The 18,765-nt window shown below is 31.4% G+C and carries 18 protein-coding genes and 1 pseudogene; 18 read left to right on the top strand and 1 reads right to left on the bottom strand.

The window, feature by feature from the left end; genetic code table 11:
• Nucleotides 1-11 precede the first annotated feature (11 nt).
• From KAR67_RS04635 to KAR67_RS04550, 18 genes are all read left to right on the top strand, one after another.
• Nucleotides 12-767, top strand: a complete 756-nt coding sequence (locus KAR67_RS04635) for an ABC transporter permease (RefSeq protein ID WP_072213563.1) — start codon at nucleotides 12-14, stop codon at nucleotides 765-767.
• Nucleotides 764-1,474 (top strand): ATP-binding cassette domain-containing protein, encoded by a 711-nt coding sequence (locus tag KAR67_RS04630; protein WP_002781477.1) that lies wholly within the window; start codon nucleotides 764-766, stop codon nucleotides 1,472-1,474. Before KAR67_RS04635 ends, KAR67_RS04630 begins: the two co-directional genes overlap by 4 nt.
• Nucleotides 1,467-2,132, top strand: a complete 666-nt coding sequence (locus KAR67_RS04625; RefSeq protein ID WP_002781479.1) for an ATP-binding cassette domain-containing protein — start codon at nucleotides 1,467-1,469, stop codon at nucleotides 2,130-2,132. Before KAR67_RS04630 ends, KAR67_RS04625 begins: the two co-directional genes overlap by 8 nt.
• Before the next feature lie 117 nt (nucleotides 2,133-2,249).
• Nucleotides 2,250-2,639: an NAD(P)H-quinone oxidoreductase subunit 3 gene (locus tag KAR67_RS04620; protein WP_002777882.1), complete on the top strand. Its 390-nt coding sequence runs from the start codon at nucleotides 2,250-2,252 to the stop codon at nucleotides 2,637-2,639.
• Nucleotides 2,621-3,124: an NADH-quinone oxidoreductase subunit B gene (locus KAR67_RS04615; RefSeq protein ID WP_002777888.1), complete on the top strand. Its 504-nt coding sequence runs from the start codon at nucleotides 2,621-2,623 to the stop codon at nucleotides 3,122-3,124. Before KAR67_RS04620 ends, KAR67_RS04615 begins: the two co-directional genes overlap by 19 nt.
• On the top strand, nucleotides 3,121-3,915 hold the full coding sequence (locus KAR67_RS04610; protein WP_072212047.1) for an NADH-quinone oxidoreductase subunit C: 795 nt from the start codon (nucleotides 3,121-3,123) through the stop codon (nucleotides 3,913-3,915). Before KAR67_RS04615 ends, KAR67_RS04610 begins: the two co-directional genes overlap by 4 nt.
• A gap of 1 nt (nucleotide 3,916) precedes the next feature.
• Nucleotides 3,917-5,143: an NADH dehydrogenase (quinone) subunit D gene (gene nuoD / locus KAR67_RS04605; protein WP_002783417.1), complete on the top strand. Its 1,227-nt coding sequence runs from the start codon at nucleotides 3,917-3,919 to the stop codon at nucleotides 5,141-5,143.
• Entirely contained in the window at nucleotides 5,140-5,367 is a 228-nt protein-coding gene (locus tag KAR67_RS04600; RefSeq protein WP_002777895.1) for an NADH-ubiquinone oxidoreductase subunit E family protein, read from the top strand. Before nuoD ends, KAR67_RS04600 begins: the two co-directional genes overlap by 4 nt.
• On the top strand, nucleotides 5,364-6,056 hold the full coding sequence (locus tag KAR67_RS04595; RefSeq protein WP_002777897.1) for a hypothetical protein: 693 nt from the start codon (nucleotides 5,364-5,366) through the stop codon (nucleotides 6,054-6,056). The genes KAR67_RS04600 and KAR67_RS04595 overlap by 4 nt, the downstream gene beginning before the upstream one ends.
• On the top strand, nucleotides 6,053-8,515 hold the full coding sequence (locus tag KAR67_RS04590) for an NADH-quinone oxidoreductase subunit G (protein WP_070263219.1): 2,463 nt from the start codon (nucleotides 6,053-6,055) through the stop codon (nucleotides 8,513-8,515). The genes KAR67_RS04595 and KAR67_RS04590 overlap by 4 nt, the downstream gene beginning before the upstream one ends.
• The gene (gene nuoH, locus KAR67_RS04585; RefSeq protein ID WP_002777899.1) at nucleotides 8,508-9,506 is read left to right on the top strand and encodes an NADH-quinone oxidoreductase subunit NuoH; all 999 of its coding nucleotides are present in this window, start codon (nucleotides 8,508-8,510) and stop codon (nucleotides 9,504-9,506) included. Before KAR67_RS04590 ends, nuoH begins: the two co-directional genes overlap by 8 nt.
• Nucleotides 9,507-9,515: 9 nt before the next feature.
• Entirely contained in the window at nucleotides 9,516-10,181 is a 666-nt protein-coding gene (gene nuoI, locus KAR67_RS04580; RefSeq protein ID WP_002777900.1) for an NADH-quinone oxidoreductase subunit NuoI, read from the top strand.
• On the top strand, nucleotides 10,178-10,693 hold the full coding sequence (locus tag KAR67_RS04575) for an NADH-quinone oxidoreductase subunit J (protein ID WP_002799155.1): 516 nt from the start codon (nucleotides 10,178-10,180) through the stop codon (nucleotides 10,691-10,693). The genes nuoI and KAR67_RS04575 overlap by 4 nt, the downstream gene beginning before the upstream one ends.
• Nucleotides 10,693-10,986 carry an NADH-quinone oxidoreductase subunit NuoK gene (gene nuoK / locus KAR67_RS04570; protein WP_002777902.1) on the top strand — a complete coding sequence of 98 codons (294 nt, stop codon included), beginning with the start codon at nucleotides 10,693-10,695 and terminating at the stop codon, nucleotides 10,984-10,986. Before KAR67_RS04575 ends, nuoK begins: the two co-directional genes overlap by 1 nt.
• A 2-nt stretch (nucleotides 10,987-10,988) precedes the next feature.
• Nucleotides 10,989-12,779 (top strand): NADH-quinone oxidoreductase subunit L, encoded by a 1,791-nt coding sequence (nuoL, locus tag KAR67_RS04565; RefSeq protein WP_002777903.1) that lies wholly within the window; start codon nucleotides 10,989-10,991, stop codon nucleotides 12,777-12,779.
• Nucleotide 12,780: 1 nt separating this feature from the next.
• Nucleotides 12,781-14,271 (top strand): NADH-quinone oxidoreductase subunit M, encoded by a 1,491-nt coding sequence (locus KAR67_RS04560; protein ID WP_002781489.1) that lies wholly within the window; start codon nucleotides 12,781-12,783, stop codon nucleotides 14,269-14,271.
• Nucleotides 14,261-15,634: an NADH-quinone oxidoreductase subunit N gene (locus tag KAR67_RS04555; RefSeq protein ID WP_002792083.1), complete on the top strand. Its 1,374-nt coding sequence runs from the start codon at nucleotides 14,261-14,263 to the stop codon at nucleotides 15,632-15,634. Before KAR67_RS04560 ends, KAR67_RS04555 begins: the two co-directional genes overlap by 11 nt.
• A 12-nt stretch (nucleotides 15,635-15,646) precedes the next feature.
• On the top strand, nucleotides 15,647-18,013 hold the full coding sequence (locus KAR67_RS04550) for a flagellar protein (RefSeq protein ID WP_170876402.1): 2,367 nt from the start codon (nucleotides 15,647-15,649) through the stop codon (nucleotides 18,011-18,013).
• A 549-nt stretch (nucleotides 18,014-18,562) separates the two neighbouring features.
• Here KAR67_RS04550 and KAR67_RS04545 read toward each other — a convergent pair.
• Nucleotides 18,563-18,765, bottom strand: a pseudogene (locus tag KAR67_RS04545) (methyl-accepting chemotaxis protein); the annotation flags it as partial.

Genomic DNA, 18,765 nt, shown 5'->3' with positions numbered 1-18,765 from the left:
TTACGCCTTTAATGTTTTTGATTTTAAGTGCTTTGTTTGCGCCTTTACTGGCTCCTTTTGATGTTTTAGAAAGTCATTTAAATCATTTGCACCAAGCTCCTAATTTGACTTATTATCTAGGGACTGATTTTTTAGGTAGAGATGTATTTTCGCGTTTGCTTTTTGCTTTGAGAATTTCTTTATTTATAGGAATTTGTAGTTCTTTTTTGTCTATATTTTTTGCTCTTTTTTATTTATTTTTAGCAAGATGTTTTTTTTATACTTTTTGGATGCGAATTTTAGATCTTTTTTTAGCTTTGCCTGCTTTTTTGTTGATGATGTTTTTTCAAAGTTTTGTGGGTGTAAATATATTTTTAATGATTTTTTTAATCGCTTTAGTGCATTGGCCTTTTATAGCAAGGATTGTAGAAAGCGAGTTAAAAAGACTAGAAAATTTAGACTTTTATAAAGCAAGTATAGTGTTAGGAAGGACTAAATTTAGAGCTTTTTTTAAGGATTTATTGCCAGCTTTAAAATCTTTAATATTTGTTCTTTTTATATTTAATATCATTCATGCCATAGCTACTGAAGCGACTTTGAGTTTTTTTGGCTTAGGTCTTGGTTTTAATATACCGACTTTAGGAACCTTGTTAAACGAATCTTCAAAAGCTATTTTTATAGGCGCTTGGTGGATGATACTGTTTCCACTTTTAGCTCTTATGTTTTTATTCTTACCCCTTTTATGGCTTGGAAATTATTTGCAAAAAATCGGTGGAGTAAGATCTTGAAGGTAAGAAATTTAAGCTTAAAATTAAATCAAAAAAAGATCTTTGAAAATATAAGTTTTGATATTAAAATAGCTAAGAGTTTGATGATTGTGGGTGAGAGTGGGGTTGGAAAAAGTCTTTTGGGAAAATCCTTAATCAGACTGCTTGATCCTAAATTTGAAATCAACGCAGATGAATGGAGCTTTAATGAAGTTTCTGTTTTCAATTTAAATCAAAACGAACTTCGTGCATTTCGTTCTAAAGTCGGACTTGTTTTACAAGATGCAGAGCTTAGTCTTTATCCGTATTTGAATATAGGAAATTTATTTCATCTTATTTTAAAAACTCATACAAAATTAAATCAAAAGGACCGTAAAAGATATGCTTTTGATTTGCTTGAAAAATTAGGCTTTGATGATGTAGATTTATTGTGGCATTCTTATGCAAATGAATTAAGTTTGGGTATGGCAAGAAGAGTGAGTTTAGCTCTAGCTTTATTAAGCAAGCCTCAAATTTTAATTTGCGATGAGATTACAGCTTCTTTAGATAAAGAAAATGTGCAAAAAATCATTCAAATATTAAAAAAATTAAAAAATACTTTAGGCTTAGTTTGTATCACACATGATTTAAATTTAGTCAATTCTTTAGCAGATGAGGTGCTTTTTTTAGAAAAAAATCAAGCGCAACTTTTTAGAGTGGATGAATTTTTAAGGATTTATCATGCTTGAAGTTAAAAATTTAGGTAAATTTTATGAGTTTAAAAAGCATTGGTATTTGAAAAAAGAAAAACATTTGATTTTTGAAAATATCAATTTTTCTTTAAAAGAGAATGAAAATTTGATGATTTTAGGGCAAAGTGGCGCAGGAAAAAGCACTTTAGCTAGAATACTTTGTTTTTTAGAAAATCCAAGTTTTGGAGAAATTATATATAAAAATTTAAATCCTCATAGTCTTGATAAAACAAAACAAAGACTTTTAAGAAAAGAAATTCAGTATTGTTTTCAGGATCAAAAAGCAGCCTTAAACCCCTATAAAAAAATCAAAAATCTTATCCAAGATGGTCTAGAAAATTTCAATATAAAAAAAGAGCAAGAAAAGATTTTAGAATTTTTTGATCGCTTTAACTTAAAAAAACAAATTTTAGAGCAAAAACCCTATGAGTTAAGTGGAGGAGAAGCCACTCGCGTGGGACTTATCCGCGCTTTGATCTTAGAGCCAAAAGTGCTTATTTTAGATGAAATTACTTCTAGTCTTGATATGAAAAATTCAAAAGAAATCTTAAAATTTTTATACCATTATCAGCAAGAAAATTTGATTTCTTATATTTTTATCACTCATCAAGATGGGTTTTTTGTTAACTTTAAGTGTAAAAAAATGAAACTTTAAACAATATTTATTCTTATTAAGTTTCAATATAGAAAGTTTAGAGTAAAATAGAACAAAGTGTGTAAATTTTATTTTTTGTTGTGAAGTGATTCAAAGTGTTTAAAAAAAGGAGAAAAAATGTCCCACATTGATGCTTCGCATCCTTATTTCGGTATATTTTTAATGTTAGTGCTAGCTAGTGTTATTTTTTTTGGATTGGTTTTTTTAGCTTCTAAAATTGGCAATAATTTTGCTGCAAAAAATCGTAAAAAACTAGGACTTGGAATTTATGAATGTGGTCCAATTCCGGTAAAACAAGCTAATAAGATTAATTCCCAATTCTTCATCGTAGCTTTGATTTTTATTCTTTTAGATATAGAAGTGGTGTTTTTATTTCCTTGGGCTTTGATTTTTAAAGATTTAGGATGGTTTGGGCTTTTAGAAGTATTTGTTTTTATTTTACTTTTAGGAGTTGGATTTTTATATGCTTATAAAAAAGGAGCGTTTGCATGGCAGAGCATCAAGTAAATTATGCCAGTGGTTTGCCAGTGGTTTTAACAAGCGTAGATAAGCTTGTTCAATGGGGGAGAAGTAATTCTTTGTGGGCTTTATCCTACGGACTCGCCTGTTGCGCGATCGAGATGATGGCAGCAGGGGGATCAAGATATGATTTTGATAGATTTGGAACGATTTTTAGAGCTTCTCCACGCCATAGTGAAGTGATGATTATCGCAGGGACTTTATGTAAGAAGCACGCTGAATTTACAAGAAGGCTATATGATCAAATGCCCGATCCTAAATGGGTGATTTCTATGGGAAGTTGTGCAAATACAGGGGGTATGTTTAATACTTATTCTACCGTTCAAGGTGTAGATAGGATCATTCCAGTTGATATTTATGTACCAGGCTGTGCCCCACGCCCTGAAAGCTTTCAGTTTGCCTTGATGATTTTACAGAAAAAAATTCGAAAAGAAAAAGCTAGTCGCAAAATAGCTCCAAAAAGGTTGGTGTGATGAGAAAATATAGCGATAAAAAAAATGCCCAGCTTCAAAATTATTATAAAGATAGGTTTTATCATGCACCCCATACTCAAAAATTGGATGTCAATGAGAGTGCATTTAAACAAGATTATGAGGTTTTAAAAACAGAAGTTGATATTATAAATTCTTTTATAGAACTTGATTTTTGGGTGATAGAAATCAAAAAAGAAGACAATGTTAAAACCCTGCAAATGCTTCATACCTTAGGATATTTAAATTTTACAGAAGCAAGTGCTATTGATTTTGTAGCTGATAAAAATGGTTTTGAAGTATTTTACCAGCTTTTAAATTTAGAAAAAAGATTAAGAGTGCGTGTTAGAACTTTTGTGGGTGTAAAAGAACGCTTGCAAAGCGTAGCACATGTTTTTAAGGGCGCAAATTGGAGCGAAAGAGAAATTTATGATATGTTTGGAATTTTTATCATAAATCATCCTAATTTAAAGCGTATTTTAATGCCTGATGATTGGTATGGACATCCTCTTTTAAAAACCTATCCTTTGCAAGGAGATGAATTTGCGCAGTGGTATGAGATCGATAAAATTTTTGGTAAAGAATATCGCGAAGTCGTAGGAGTTGAGCAAAGAGATCCAGGTTTTGCAGATGATAAAGATACACTCAATTTTGCAAGATTGTATCATGAAGTACCAAAAGGTGGATCTAGAAAAGAGGTATCTTTTAAACAAGAGTATCAAGAAGATGGAGGCGTTGCTTTTGTAAAAAAAGTCAAACGCGACGAAGCAAAAATTTTAGAGAAAAGGCGTTAAAATGCAAATTCCTAGCAAGTTAAAACCTTATTATGAAAATATAGCTTTTGAGCAAGAAGACTCAAAAATGATTATTAATTTAGGGCCACAGCACCCTTCAGCACATGGAAATTTACGCCTTATTTTAGAACTTGATGGAGAGCAGGTTGTAAAAGCGCGCCCTACCATAGGCTATATGCATCGTGGTATGGAAAAAATGGCTGAAAATATGATATATCAAGAGTTTATCCCGACAACTGATAGGATGGATTATATCGCTGCGTCGGCTAATAATTATGCTTATTGTGCAGCTGTTGAAAAGCTTTGCGGCTTAGAAATTCCACGCCGTGCAGCAGTGATAAGAATGATACTTTTAGAGCTTAATCGCATCGCATCACATTTGCTTTGGCTTGCAACTCACGCACTTGATATTGGGGCGATGAGTGTATTTTTGTATTGCTTTAGAGAACGCGAGTATGTTTTGGATTTGATAGAAAAATATTGTGGAGCAAGACTTACACATTCTTCTATGAGAATAGGTGGAGTTATGCTTGATTTGCCTGAAGGTTTTTTAAATGAGCTTTTGGCATTTTGCGATAAATTTCCTAAAGATATCGCTGATTATGAAGCTTTATTAGATGATAATAGAATTTGGCGCCTAAGAACTGAAAATGTAGGTGTTGTAAGCAAAGAACAAGCAATGAATTGGGGCTGTACAGGGGTGATGTTAAGAGGAAGTGGCGTAAGATATGATATACGCAAGGAAGAGCCTTATTTGCTTTATAATGAAATAGACTTTGGCGTGCCTTATGCAACGCAAGGAGATTCTTATGCTAGATATAAAGTTTATATGCAAGAATTTCGCGAAAGTCTTAAAATACTTAGACAATGTGCCGCGCTTTACAAAGATACTCCACCTGAAATTTTAGCCAACCATCCTGAGTATGTAAGTGCTTCAAAGGAACAAATTTTAACACAGAATTATTCTTTAATGCAGCATTTTGTTTTAATCACCCAAGGTTTAAAACCTCCTAAAGGCGAAGTTTATGTGCCTACTGAAAGTCCAAAAGGTGAGCTTGGCTTTTTTATCCATAGTGATGGTACAGGAAGACCTTATCGTTTAAAGGCTAGAACGCCTAGTTATTGGCATTGTGCATTTTTTGAAGAAATGCTTGTGGGGACTTATTTGGCTGATGTTGTGGCCATTATGGGAAATGTAAATATAGTTTTAGGTGAGATAGATCGATGAGAAGAGTAGATTTAAGAAAAAGCAAAGAGCTTTTTGAAGATTTAGCACAAATCATAAAAGAAGCAAAACAAGGTGAGGTTTTAGTGGTGCTTTTTGAAATCGGCGATTTTTCTCCTGTTGAAAAAAGTTTTTCTTTTGTAAAAGAACAAGGCTGTGAGCTTTTAAATTCCTTGAAATTTAATCAAGTGGATTGGACTATAGTGATTAAAAAGGAAAGCGTATGAGTTATGAAAGAGCGCTTTGTTTTGTGGATATGCTAAGTCTTAAAAATAAAATTTTATGTGAAAAAATTCAAGGTGAAAATATTTATATTTCTTGCCTTGAAGATAAGAATTTAAATGCGAAATTTTATAAATGTGAAATTGCAAGTTTGAGTTATGTTTTAGCTTTGCTTTGTAAGATGAGCGAAATGGATAATTTTCAAGACTTAGATGAGGGATATTTGAGTGCAGAATCTTGTCTTGGTGAAGAAGAGGCGAGTGAAATTTTAGATTTTTTAGAAAATGCAAAATACTTAATTGTAGATGAAAATATTAATTCTTACAAAGATAGTGAAAATATTAAATATTTTCTAAATTTTCTAAGCCAAAAATACAAACTTAAAATTTTAGACAGTAATGAAAAAGAATGTGATTTTAAAAATGCAAAATTGAGTACTTTAAAAGAGCTCGATAGCTATGATGGTTTGGTGCTTTTTAGAGCAAATTTAAAGGATGATAATTTGCATTGTTCTAAGCAGTTTTTACAAATTGCAAAATGCAAAGATAAAAGTGAAGTCGAAGTTTTGGCTAAGGATTTTAGTCTTAAAACCACACTTTGTTTGGATGAAAATTTGCAAGGCACTATAGCCTTTTTAAATTATGATCAACAAGGTTTTGATTTTACTCCAATTCGCATAAAGGAAGCAAAATGACAATTAAAATAAATGGCATAGATTGCGCCTTTGAAGAAGGCGAATATATTTTAAATATAGCAAGAAGAAATGATATTTTTATCCCAGCAATTTGCTATCTTTCAGGCTGTAGCCCGACTTTGGCTTGTCGTATGTGTATGGTAGAGGCTGATGGTAAAAAAGTGTATTCTTGCAATACTAAAGCAAAAGAGGGTATGGTTGTAGAAAGTGATTTACAAAATCTTTGGGATGAAAGAAATGAGATCATGCAAGCTTATTGTATCAACCATCCTTTAGAATGCGGAGTTTGCGATAAATCAGGCGAGTGTGAATTGCAAAATTTCACTCATAAAAGCCGTGTAAATATCCAAAGACATTGGATTAAAGACACACATAAACCGCATAAACATTGGGGAATGATTAATTACGATCCTGCACTTTGTATAGTGTGTGAGCGTTGTATCACAGTTTGTAAGGATAAAATCGGCGAAAGTGCTTTAAAAACAGTGCCTCGCGGAGGTGATAGTGTAGATAATAGCTTTAAAGAAAGTATGGGTAAAGACGCTTATGCGATTTGGACGAAATTTCAAAAGAGTTTGATAGGCCCTGCAAATGGAGATATGCTTGATTGTTCTTTTTGTGGAGAGTGCACTAGTGTATGTCCAACAGGGGCTTTGATAGGTTCTAAATTCCAATATACTTCTAATATTTGGGAGTTAAAAAGAATTCCTGCTTCAAATCCGCATTCAAGTGATTGTGAGCTTATGTATTATGATGTCAAACAAAGCGGTATTAGCAATCAAAAAGCTAAAATTTATCGCGTAAGTAATGATTTTGCTTTTGCGAGTTTAAATAAGGCTGCAAGATTTGCTTTTGATACGCAAAATGAGGCAAGTAAGGATGAAAAAGCTTTTAAAGAGCTTGTAGAACTTTTTGAAAAAAATGAGATTAGAAATATTAAATTCAATAGCTTTATCACAAACGAAGAAGCTTTGATTTTGCAAAATTTCAAAAAGAAATTCGGCTTAAATCTTATCAATAACGAAGCTTTAAAATTTAAAGACTTTTTGGAAGAATTTATAAGTAATGGCGGTGAGTTTTATAATGCTACAACCCAAGATATCACAAAAAGTGATTTTTTAGTCGTTGCAGGAATGCTTTTAAGATACGATGCGCCTACGCTTAGCTATAAAATCAACAATGCCTTAGTGATGAATAAAGGCTCGGGACTTTATTTTCATCCTATAGAAGATGCAGGCATTGCAAAGTATTCTAAAAATTTCATTTCACATACTCACAAAAGCGGAGATGAGGAGCAAATTTTATATTTCTTACTTCAAAAATTCACTCAAGATGAAAATATAAAAGCAAATTTAGCTGAATTTTTTGTAAATGAAAATAAAGAAATAGAAGAAAGTATTAATGAAGAAGTTATAGAGCAAGTTGTAGAAAAAGATGAAGAGGGTAATGAAATTTCTAAAGAAGTGAAAAAAGTCGTGCCTAAAAAAGTGAAAAAAACTATAGAAGTAAAACGCTCGGTTTTTGCTAAAAATTTGGGTATAGATGAGGATAAATTAGAAGATTTATTGCTTAAAAAGGCTAATTTTACTTTGATTATAGGAAGTGATTTTTATTTTCATAAAAATGCTAAAAAATTGGCTAAATTATTAGCTTTGATCCAAAATACAACTCCTTTTAAAGTCTTTTTAAATCCTACACATACAAATACCTTAGGTGTGGCTATGATTTGTGATTTGGATAAAAACACGCAAGAAGGCAAGACTTTAGGCTACAATGAAAAAGGTGATTTTAGTTTTTCTTATGAAGAGCATGCAAATTTAGCTAGTGCGAGTTTAAATCAGCAAGAGGGTACTTTTTTAAATTACGATAAAAAAGTAGTTCCAACCAATGCAGCTTTAGAATTTGATGGATATTTTTTAAATGATTTGGCTAATGCTTTAGGTTTTGATGAGGAATATACTATAAATTATACTAAGAGACTCCCTATAAATAAAGGTTTTTCTCCTTTGGAATTTGATAGTCTTGATAATTTTTATACCAATGGTGGAGAATGCAAAAGAGGATATGATTTAAATTTAGAATGCCATAAAAAAAGTGCTAAAAATGAATTTATAGCTCCCCATTTGCAAAATTTAACATTACAAGAAGATGAAATTTTGCTTTACAGTGCAAATCCTAGTTATCAATTTGGTAGATTTTCAAATCGTGCAAGTGCAACCAATGAAGCGATTTTTTTAGGAGTGAGTCAGAATTTGGCAAAAGAAAAAAACTTGCAAGATAAAGATCTTGTAAAACTTAAGATTAAAGATAAGGAATTAAGTCTTAGCGTGCGTATAGATAAAGACATAAAAAATGGGGCTTTTTTACCTTATTTTGACGAAAAAATCGACACGCTAAGTTTTTTTGATGAAAGATTTATTGTGGCAAATTTAGAAAAATTAGGAGCGAGTCATGAGTGATTTTGCTTTTTTTGCTTTAGAGGCTTTAATTAAGTGTATTATAGTGATTGCAATTTTTGCTACCTTAGCAGGACTTGCAACTTATGCAGAAAGAAAGGTTTTGGCTTATTTTCAAAGACGCATTGGGCCTGATATGGTAGGACCTTTTGGACTTATTCAGCTTGTAGCAGATATGATAAAACTTTTTACTAAAGAAGATATCATACCTTCAAATTCACAAAAATTGATTTTTGCTATAGCGCCTTTGATTGCAGCTATTTGTGCTTTTGTTTCTTTAGCGGCTATTCCTATGCTTCCTGAATTTACATTATTTGGACGCACTATACAGCCTTTGATTGCTGATATTAATGTGGCTTTGCTTTTTGTTATAGGAACTTCGGGGCTTTGTTTTTATGCTATATTTTTAGGTGGCCTTGCAAGTAACAATAAATGGTCAATCATAGGTGCTGCAAGAGGGCTTGTAGCTATCATTTCTTATGAGAGTGTAGGAGCCCTTGCTTTAATAGCTATTGTGATGCTTGTAGGATCTTTTTCTTTGATAGATATTAACAATTATCAAAGCGATGGATTTTTTTCATGGCTTATTTTTAAACAGCCTTTAGCTTTTGCACTTTTTGTGATTGCTTTATTTATCGAAACCAATAGAACTCCACTTTGTTTAACTGAAAATGAAGCCGACATCGTTGCGGGTTATGGTACGGAGTATTCGGGTTTGAGATGGGGTATGTTTTTCATAGGAGAATATGCTTCTATGATAGCAGGAGCGATTTTGATTACGCTTTTATTTTTAGGCGGTTTTAATGACTTTTATTTTATACCTGGCTGGATTATGATGATAGTAAAATCAAGTTTTATCTTCTTTTGGTATTTTTGGGCTAGAGCAGCTTTTCCACAACTTCGTCCTGATCAAGTGATGAGAATGTGTTATTTAATTTTAATTCCTTTGGCGGTTTTAAATCTTTTAATCACTGCCTTTGCAGTACTTATATAGGAGTTTGTGATGAAAAATTATTATTTAATTGATGAAAAAAGAAAGACTCCTACTAGCACTTGGCAGAAGATTTCACAAGCTTTAAAAAGAAGTGTGAAATTAGAGCTTTTTGTGGGATTGTGGGTGGTTATGCGTGAAATGCTAAAAAGAAACAATAGCGCAACCATAAAATATCCCTTTGAAAAGGTAAAGCTTGACAATCGCTACCGCGCTGTACACCGTCTTATGCGTTTTATAGAAAGTGAAAATGAAAGATGCATAGGATGTGGGCTTTGTGAGAAGATTTGCATCAGTAATTGTATCAGGATGGAAACTTCTTTAGATGAAAATGCTCGTAAAAAGGTGGGAAATTATAGTATTAATTTGGGGCGTTGTATTTATTGTGGTTTTTGTGCTGAAGTTTGTCCTGAACTTGCTATAGTTCATGGCACAGAGTATGAAAATGCAGCCGAACAAAGATCTTATTTTGGCTATAAACAAGATTTTTTAACTCCTATTGATAAGCTTAAAAATCAAGTTGAATTTGAGGGTGCGGGTAGCCTTAGAAAGGATGCGGATTTACTTGTGAAAAAAACTCCAAATTATTATGAAGTTTTACAAGAAAGAGAAAAAAATTTATGCACTGATGAAGAATGCACATTGCCAAATTTAGCTCCACAAGGAGAAGTTAAATGATAGAAATTTTAGCTTTTACATTTTTTAGTGTAGTGGTTTTAGGTTTTTTCTTAGTAGCGGTTTTGAGTACAAATATGCTTTATTCTCTTTCTGCTTTAGCCGGTGGAATGGTTTTTTTATCGGGTTTTTATTTTTTACTTGATGCAGAGTTTTTAGGAGTGATACAAATCATAGTTTATAGCGGGGCTGTGCTTGGGCTTTATAGCTTTGCTATGATGTTTTTTGATAGCTCCAAAGAATTTAAAGAAAAATTAAGAGCTAAGAAGAGTTTTTTTCTTTTAGTGATTTTAAGTGCTGTTTTGCTTTTGTTTATGCTTTTAGGCTTTAAGCACCAAAATATCGCGGGTGATTTAGCTTTAAGTGATCCAAATTTATTCGATTATAATAAGCAACTTGCTTTTGCTATTTTTTCAAAATATCTTTTAGCTTTTGAATTTATAGCTATTTTGCTTTTAATCGCTTTAATTTGTGCGATCGTGCTTACACATAAAGAGCTTACAAAGGAAAGATAATGGTAGAAAAGTATTTTTTTATAGCTATTGCAATGTTTATTGTAGGATTAATCGGTATTTTAAAAAGACAAAATCTCATTATGCTTTTTATTTCAAGTGAAATTTTACTCAATGCAGCAAATTTAGCTCTTGTTGCAGCTTCTAAGATGCATCAGGATTTAAATGGACAAGTTTTTGCTCTTTTTGTGATGGGTGTGGCTGCTTGCGAAGTGGCTGTGGGTGTAGCATTTTGCGTACTTTGGTATAGAAGAAAAGGCACTTTAGAATTAAAGAGCCTAAAAGAGGAGGTTTGATAATGCAAAATTTAGCTTTGATTTCTCTTTTTAGCCCTTTTGTAGCTTTTTTATTTGCAAGTTGTTTTGCTTTAAGTGAAAGAAAAATTTTTGTCGCTTATGTATGTTCTTTATTGATTGGTATAAGTGCATTTTGTTCTTTGTATCTACTTTTTAACAATCAAGCTTTTAATGTAAGTTTATTTGAGTGGTTTATAGGTTTAAGCTTTGGATTTAACATAGATGCTATTTCTCTTACTATGATGAGTGTTGTGGGTGTTGTAGCAACTTGTGTGCATTTTTATAGTATTTTTTATATGGCTCATGATAAAGATTTTAATAAATTTTTTGCTTATTTAGGGCTTTTTGTATTTTCAATGCTTTTTTTAGTGATGAGTGATAATTTTTTAGGACTTTTTGTAGGCTGGGAAGGGGTAGGGCTTTGCTCTTGGCTTTTGATCGGTTTTTGGTATAAAAACAATACCTATTCTTTTGCAGCTAATGAAGCTTTTATTATGAATCGTATTGCGGATTTGGGTATGCTTTTGGGAATTTTTTGGCTTTATATCCAAGCAGGCACTTTAAAATACAATGAAGTATTTGCCATAGCACAAAATTTAGATCATAATGCTTTGGTTTTGATTGCAAGTTGTTTATTTATCGGAGCTATGGGAAAATCCGCGCAATTTCCTCTTCATACATGGCTTGCAGATGCAATGGCAGGACCTACGCCTGTTTCAGCCTTAATCCATGCTGCTACCATGGTAACTGCGGGGGTTTATTTGGTTATTCGTGCAGGAGAAATTTACTCTTTAGTGCCTGAGGTTTCTTATTTTATCGCTTTATTAGGAGCATTTGTGGCTATTTTTGCAGCTTCCATGGCTTTGGTGGCTAGGGATTTAAAACGCATTATCGCTTATTCTACTTTATCGCAGCTTGGATATATGTTTGTGGCTGCAGGACTTGGAGCTTATGGTATAGCTTTATTTCACTTAGTAACCCATGCTTTTTTTAAATCTTTACTTTTCTTAGGCGCTGGAAATGTTATGCATGCAATGGATGATCAATTAGATATTAAAAAAATGGGTGGGCTTTTTAAATCTTTAAAAATCACTGCTATTTTTATGACTATAGGTTCTTTGGCTTTGGCAGGAATTTATCCTTTAGCAGGCTTTTTCTCAAAAGATTTGATTTTGGGTTATTCTTTTATCGCTCATTATCATGGAATTTTCTTAATTCTTTTAATTTCAGCCTTTTTAACCGCTTTTTATAGTTTTAGACTTTTAATGTTGGTATTTTTTACTCCTTCTAGACACGATAAACATCCACATGAAGCAAGTAAAATAGCCCTTTTGGCTATGAGTCCTTTGGTGGTTTTAGCTATTATCGCAGGCTTGTTTGAGCATAGTTTTTTCGAATATCTTAGCACTCAACTCATTTTTATCGATGCTCAAAATAAACTTGTAATGATTTGTGCGAGCGTAGCGGCTGTTTTGGGTGTAGTTTTAGCCATTATAGCCTATAAGGCTTCTTGGTTTAAAGATAGCATAGAGCAAAATAAAATCCATAAACTTTTGAGCAATGATTATTTTATCCCTAAGTTTTATCATGAATTTATAGTTTCAAAATACGAAAGCTTGTGTGCAGTTTTAAAACATTGTGACACTTATATTTTTGATGCTATAGTGGACAAAATTGCTTATTATTGTAATCTGATTTCGCAAAAAATAATTATGAGTAATAGTCTTAATTTAATGCTTAGATTTTTGGTGGCAGGATTTGTGATTTTGCTTATTTTGGTATGGGTGGTGTAAAATGTTAAATTATCTAATCTTTTTTCCTTTAATTGCCGCTTTTGTAACTCTTGTTTTGAATCGTGGGGGTATAAAAGTTTTTAGCGTCATAGCGAGTTTAATGGTGCTTGGTTTAAATATCAAGATTTGGCAAGATTATTTAAATGGAATAAACCTTGAATATCAACTTCCTTTCAAGGTAGTCAATTTCATGAGTTATCATATAGGCGCTGATAGCATAGCTTTGATTTTAATGCTTTTAAGCTCCTTGATGATATTTTTAAGTTTTTTATTTTTAAAGATTGAGCAAAAAGCAATGGTATCTTGCATATTCTTTTTAGAATTTGCGATTATGGGATTATTTTCTTCGCTTGATGGCTTACTCTTTTATGTATTTTGGGAATTTTCACTTTTGCCTTTGCTTTATATTATGGGAGTATATGGTAAAGATTATAGAGCAGGGATTAAATTTTTTATTTATGCCTTTGCGGGTTCGATTTTAATGCTTTTAGCTTTAATTTATCAAGCCTATGCGACCTACAAACTTTTAAATATTTTCACTTTTGATATAGAAATTTGGAAAAATAATGCTTCGGCTATGAGTTTTAATGAACAAATTTTACTTTTTGGAGCATTTTTTATCGCCTTTGCTATTAAAGCACCGCTTTTCCCTTTTCATACTTGGGCACCAAAGGTTTATGCAAATTCGCCTATTTTAGTTTCTATGATGCTTGTAGCATTTAAAATGGCTCCTTTTGGATTTTTACGCTTTTGCTTGCCACTTTTTCCTGATGCAAGTGTGTATTTTATGCCTTTAGTGGTAGCTTTGTGTATAGTAAGTATACTTTATAATGCTCTAATTGCTTACCGTGCTTCAAATTTAAAAGAATTGATCGCTTATAGTTCGATTTCTCACCTTGGGGTTATGATTTTAGGTATTTTTTCTTTTAATGCTTTGGGACTTAGTGGAGCAGTATTTTATATGTTTGCACATGGTATTGTTACAGGAGCCTTGTTTTTAATGGCTGAACTTTTATATAAAAAATACGGTACACTTGAAATTTCTTATTATCATTCTTTAGCCAATAAAGCGCCTTTATTTACTATTTTCTTTACTTTGATTTTACTTGCAAGTATATCTTTACCACTGACAATATCTTTTGTTGGAGAATTTTTAATTCTTTTAGGTGTTGCAAAACTTAATTTACTTTATGCTCTTTTGGCAGGACTTGTGATTATTTTAGGTGCTATTTATATGCTTCATGTATTTAGAAAAATGTTTTTTATGCAAAAAGAAAGTCAGCTTGAAACTTGCTCCTTGCACGCAAGAGAAATTCTTTCTTTGATACCTATAGTAGTTTTAATTTTTTATTTGGGTATAGCACCAAAGATTTTTTTAGATCCTTTAAATAAAGATGCGGATTTTATCGTTGAAAAAATGAAAGAAAGAGCTATTGATGATCAAACCATTCGATTTTTAAATCATTTAGAAGGGGAAAATAATGTTAGGTAATATCGATTTAAGCAGCTTAAATATCCCTTTATCCTATCCTTTTGCATTTTTGATTGCTGTGGCTATCGTGCTTTTGCTTTGTTCGGGTTTTTGGAAATTTCATCGAACTTTTTATATGGCTACTAGCTCTTTATCTTTGATTGTGAGTGTTTTTTTAATTTTAAATAATATCGCTGCGCAAGGCTTAGAAGCAAAAGGATTTTTAGGAACTTTAAATAATGATATTGTTTCTTTGTATGCTTCTTTGGTTATTTTATGTTTTTCGTTTTTATATCTTTTGATGCAAAAAGAAGAAAATCAAGGCGAATTTTATAGTTTGTTTTTATTTATGGTAGCGGGGCTTTTACTTATGGTTTCAAGCTCAAATTTGATCTTGATTTTCATAGGACTTGAAAGCTCTTCCTTGGCTCTTTATACACTTATTGCTATGCGCGGAAGTAATAATGCTATTTCAAGTGCTATTAAATATTTTAGCGTTGCGGCAGTAGGCTCGGGCTTTTTTGTTATGGCGTCGGCTTTGATTTATATTAGAACAGGCACTTTGGATTTGGGTTTAAAATTGGCTCTTGATAAAGATCCTATGCTTTTAGGCGCAGGAGTTATGATTTTTGTTTTATGTGCTATCAAACTTTCTTTAGCTCCTTTCCATTTTTGGTTAAAAGATGTGTATTCTTCAGCACATGTAAATTTGGTCGCTTTTATCTCTGTTGTTCCTAAAATAGCAATGTTTGTTGTAGTTATCAGACTTTTTAGCTTTTTAAATCATTTAGGATTTGAAAATATTTTAAATGTATTGGCTGTATTTTCAATGCTTGTTGCAGCTTTAGCCGCATTGAGTCAAAAAGATGTCAAAAAGATGTTTGCTTATAGTTCTATAGTGCATTCTAGTTTTGTTTTAGCAGCATGTATACCTTTGTTAAATGCGGCCGATGATGTTTTAAATTCTATATTTGTTTATTGGGTGCTTTTTGGTTTTGCTAATTATGGTGTGTTTTTGATTCTTAGTACCTTTAAGGGAAGTTCGTTTGAAGAATTTAATGCTTTGTTGTTTAAAAAGCCTTTGATTGCACTATCGCTTAGCTTTTGTATACTTTCATTAGCTGGAATTCCGCCATTTGGAGCTTTTTGGGGTAAGGTGATGGTGTTAAAAACTTTAATTGTCGCTGATTATTGGTATTTAGCTCTTTTTATGGCTTTAGCATCGCTTATTATGCTTTATGCGTATTTAAAGCTAGTCATCCATGCTTTATTTGTAAAAACTCAAGCTAAAGTTTCGGAGCATTTAAATTTTATTCAGAGTTTTATTTTAGCTCTTTGTACTTTGATTAGTGTATTTGCTTTATTTTTGTTACTCAAAATATAATATAATTATTGTATGAAAATTATATTTTTGGTATTGCTGAGTATTTGTACTCTTTTTTCTTTTGAATTAGCCCTAAATACAGGCCGTGAGAACAATCAAGCTTTTGCGGTCTTACATGCTAGTAATGACTTAGATTTTACTTGTCAAAAGATTGTTATTGAAGATAAAATACATTTTGAATGCGAGATTATGGGTGTAGTAGATAATAAATTAAGCGATCAAAGTTTCACTGCTTTTGATCTAAAATTTATTAAAGAACCTCAAAAGATTAAGATGATTATCCTGCCTAAAATGAGTGCAAGAATGTTTGATTTATCGCAAAATATTTATGCAGATAAGGAGTTAAATTCTTCTAGTATGCATAAAAGCAAGAGTTTTACTTTCATTTTTACTCCAGAATTAGAGCATGTAAAAGATTATGATGGACTTGATTTTAATATCAATTTTCCATATGAAAGTTTACCTTATGTCGGAGCTTTGGATTTAAATTCAGATCCTGTCATCATCCCTCAAAGTGCTGATATTAATACCTATTTGCGTATAAAAAATGAGTACGATAAGGCTAATTATACTCAAGTGGTTATAGATGCTCAAAATGCTATCAATCGCTATCGTGGTAGTATTTTTATGAATGAGTTTATACTTTATAAGCTTAGAGCACAAAGCCAAATTTACACTCAAGATCCAAGTATGCGCGATCAGCAAGTTTTGGAAAAAATGATTGATGAGGCTAAAAATTGGAATCGTACTTTTACAAGCGATAAGAATTTTCCAGAAGTCTTGCATATTATGCTAAGAACCTATATTGCTTTATCGCAACGCGCTGATATAGAATATACTATGTCGATTTTAAATAATGAGCAACCCAATAGTTATTTTACTCAGCTAGCAAGACTTGATTATGCTGATTACATCTATCCTTTAAACGAGAAAGAAAGAGCTATAGATATTTATGAGGATATTTATTTTAACACCAAAAATTTAGATTTGGCAGCAAGGGCGGCAATGAGCTTAATCAAAGATTATCTTGCCAATAATCAAATCGATAAAGCTGTGCAATATGTCAATACAATTTTAAAAGCCAATCCCGAATATTTTCCAAAGGATATGTTTAGATCTTTAGAGCTTGCTAAGCTTTTTAATCAGCATAAACAATATGACATAAGTGCAAGTATTTATGAAGATGTTTTTGTAAAAATGCCTAAAATTGATGATAGATATGAGCAGGTTTTAAAGGATCTAGCTTTAACCCTAGCTATGACTTCAAGATCAAGTGATGCTAAAAAATATCTTGATTTATATATGGATAATTATTTAGATGGAAAATATTTAGATGAAATTAGAAAAGCAAATGATGAGGTTTTCTTTGCCTTAGCGGATAATAATGCTACATTTTTGCATCAGCGTTATGCAAATTTGATGAAAGAATATGCACAAAAAGATGAAAATATAGCAAATAAGGCCCTAGATGAGGATGTTGCTCTTTATTATAAAGAGGGCAATTTAAGCGCGGTTTTAGCTTATAAAGATCAGATAGAAAATAAGAAATTAACAAATTCTGCAAAATTATTAGAGCAAGCAGCTATTCAGCTTCTAAACAATGATTTAAAAGCCGATAATTGTATCAATGCTGTTAATATATTTACACAATTTAATGCTTACGAAATTGGACAAAAGATAGAAAATAAAAAACAAATGCTAGCTTGTCTTATGAGAACTTCAAATATGCAACAAGCAATTGATTATATCGATAAAAATCATAATGAAGATTCTATTTTTTATGGTTTGCAAAAAGCATCTATACTTTATGATAATAAGCAATATCCATTAGCTTTAAATATAGCTCGAGAAATAGCAAATTCTAGAATTTTAAAGAGTGATGAGGAGAATTTTAAAGCTTATTATTTGCAATTTTTGTCTTATTTGAAAATGGATGATTATAATATGGCTATTAAAATTTTACAAATTTTAGAGAGCTTTCCTATGAATTTTACTATGGTTGAAGCTTATGATAATTTATTAATTTACGCAAACGATCATAATATGCAAACAACGATTTTAACTTATGCGCCCAAGGCTATCGACTATCAAAATTTAAAAGGAATTAATCTTTTTAGCCCCAATTTAGAATTTATTTATCTTGATACTTTAGCGAAAACCAATCAAAATCAAGAAGCTTTAGCAGTATTAATAGATTTGTTAAAATTAAAGCTTTCAGATGAAGATAGGGCTAGAGCTTTATATATACAAAGTATGACTTATGAAAGAATGCAAAATACTCAGGCGCAAAAAGAAAGTCTAAAGCAGTGTTTGGAGCTTAAAACTACTTCTAATTGGCAAAATTTATGTCGAGATAAAAATCAAATTTTAGCCCAATAAGCTTAATTTGATTTTCTATGCATTGAGATGATTTTTGTTTTGTGATTGCTTAGCTTGGATTTTTTAAATCATCATAATAAAAACTAAAATCATATTTTTATTTTTAAGAAATTTACTATATTTTTCTTTATAAAAATCTTTTTATCTTTAATAGTTCTTTCCATACTAGCTTTCAATTTTGGGTATAAATATGTATAAATTTATAAGCGAACAAAGTTATATAGCGTATATTAATTTTTATAATCTATAAAGTGAGTCATTTTTTCGAGTAGGCAAAACATGAAGTTAAGTAAGGAATTTAATCAAGAAGGTGATTTATTTTAAGTGAAGTGAGAAATAAATTCAATAGATACGCAACTAATCCACAAAAGCAACAATATCAAAAAATATAGAATAAATCATCAAACAAAGAACTCCAACCCAACCTATCTAGGTATTGGTGAATAACGAATTAAAGATATCAATGAGTAATAAATAAAAGTATCAACAAATTAAAATCTTTAGATTGATACTTGCATATCAATCTAAATTTTATATATCAGTCTCTAATCAAAACCTTTTCTTTCTAACATCCTCAAGTATATTATTAGCTATATCACTTACTGTACTAGAAATAATAGCAGACTCATTAGCAATCTCTACATTATCCTTAGTGGTTTGATCAATTTGAGCTACACTCTCATTGATTTGAGTAATACCTGCAGTTTGCTCTTTAATAGATTCTGCCATATCATTGATAGATTGAACCAATA

This window comes from Campylobacter sp. JH32, assembly GCF_017846535.1.
GTDB lineage: Bacteria > Campylobacterota > Campylobacteria > Campylobacterales > Campylobacteraceae > Campylobacter_D > Campylobacter_D coli.
Note: the sequence above shows the minus strand (reverse complement) of the source record. Positions and strands in the feature narration are given on the sequence as shown.

Excerpts from the sequence above, each read along its gene's own strand:
- KAR67_RS04635 (WP_072213563.1), top strand. The coding sequence starts at position 12 with ATGTTTTTGATTTTAAGTGCTTTGTTTGCGCCTTTACTGGCTCCTTTT.
- KAR67_RS04625 (WP_002781479.1), top strand. The coding sequence starts at position 1,467 with ATGCTTGAAGTTAAAAATTTAGGTAAATTTTATGAGTTTAAAAAGCAT.
- KAR67_RS04620 (WP_002777882.1), top strand. The coding sequence starts at position 2,250 with ATGTCCCACATTGATGCTTCGCATCCTTATTTCGGTATATTTTTAATG.
- KAR67_RS04615 (WP_002777888.1), top strand. The coding sequence starts at position 2,621 with ATGGCAGAGCATCAAGTAAATTATGCCAGTGGTTTGCCAGTGGTTTTA.
- nuoD (WP_002783417.1), top strand. The coding sequence starts at position 3,917 with ATGCAAATTCCTAGCAAGTTAAAACCTTATTATGAAAATATAGCTTTT.
- KAR67_RS04600 (WP_002777895.1), top strand. The coding sequence starts at position 5,140 with ATGAGAAGAGTAGATTTAAGAAAAAGCAAAGAGCTTTTTGAAGATTTA.
- KAR67_RS04595 (WP_002777897.1), top strand. The coding sequence starts at position 5,364 with ATGAGTTATGAAAGAGCGCTTTGTTTTGTGGATATGCTAAGTCTTAAA.
- KAR67_RS04590 (WP_070263219.1), top strand. The coding sequence starts at position 6,053 with ATGACAATTAAAATAAATGGCATAGATTGCGCCTTTGAAGAAGGCGAA.
- nuoH (WP_002777899.1), top strand. The coding sequence starts at position 8,508 with ATGAGTGATTTTGCTTTTTTTGCTTTAGAGGCTTTAATTAAGTGTATT.
- nuoI (WP_002777900.1), top strand. The coding sequence starts at position 9,516 with ATGAAAAATTATTATTTAATTGATGAAAAAAGAAAGACTCCTACTAGC.
- KAR67_RS04575 (WP_002799155.1), top strand. The coding sequence starts at position 10,178 with ATGATAGAAATTTTAGCTTTTACATTTTTTAGTGTAGTGGTTTTAGGT.
- nuoK (WP_002777902.1), top strand. The coding sequence starts at position 10,693 with ATGGTAGAAAAGTATTTTTTTATAGCTATTGCAATGTTTATTGTAGGA.
- nuoL (WP_002777903.1), top strand. The coding sequence starts at position 10,989 with ATGCAAAATTTAGCTTTGATTTCTCTTTTTAGCCCTTTTGTAGCTTTT.
- KAR67_RS04560 (WP_002781489.1), top strand. The coding sequence starts at position 12,781 with ATGTTAAATTATCTAATCTTTTTTCCTTTAATTGCCGCTTTTGTAACT.
- KAR67_RS04555 (WP_002792083.1), top strand. The coding sequence starts at position 14,261 with ATGTTAGGTAATATCGATTTAAGCAGCTTAAATATCCCTTTATCCTAT.
- KAR67_RS04550 (WP_170876402.1), top strand. The coding sequence starts at position 15,647 with ATGAAAATTATATTTTTGGTATTGCTGAGTATTTGTACTCTTTTTTCT.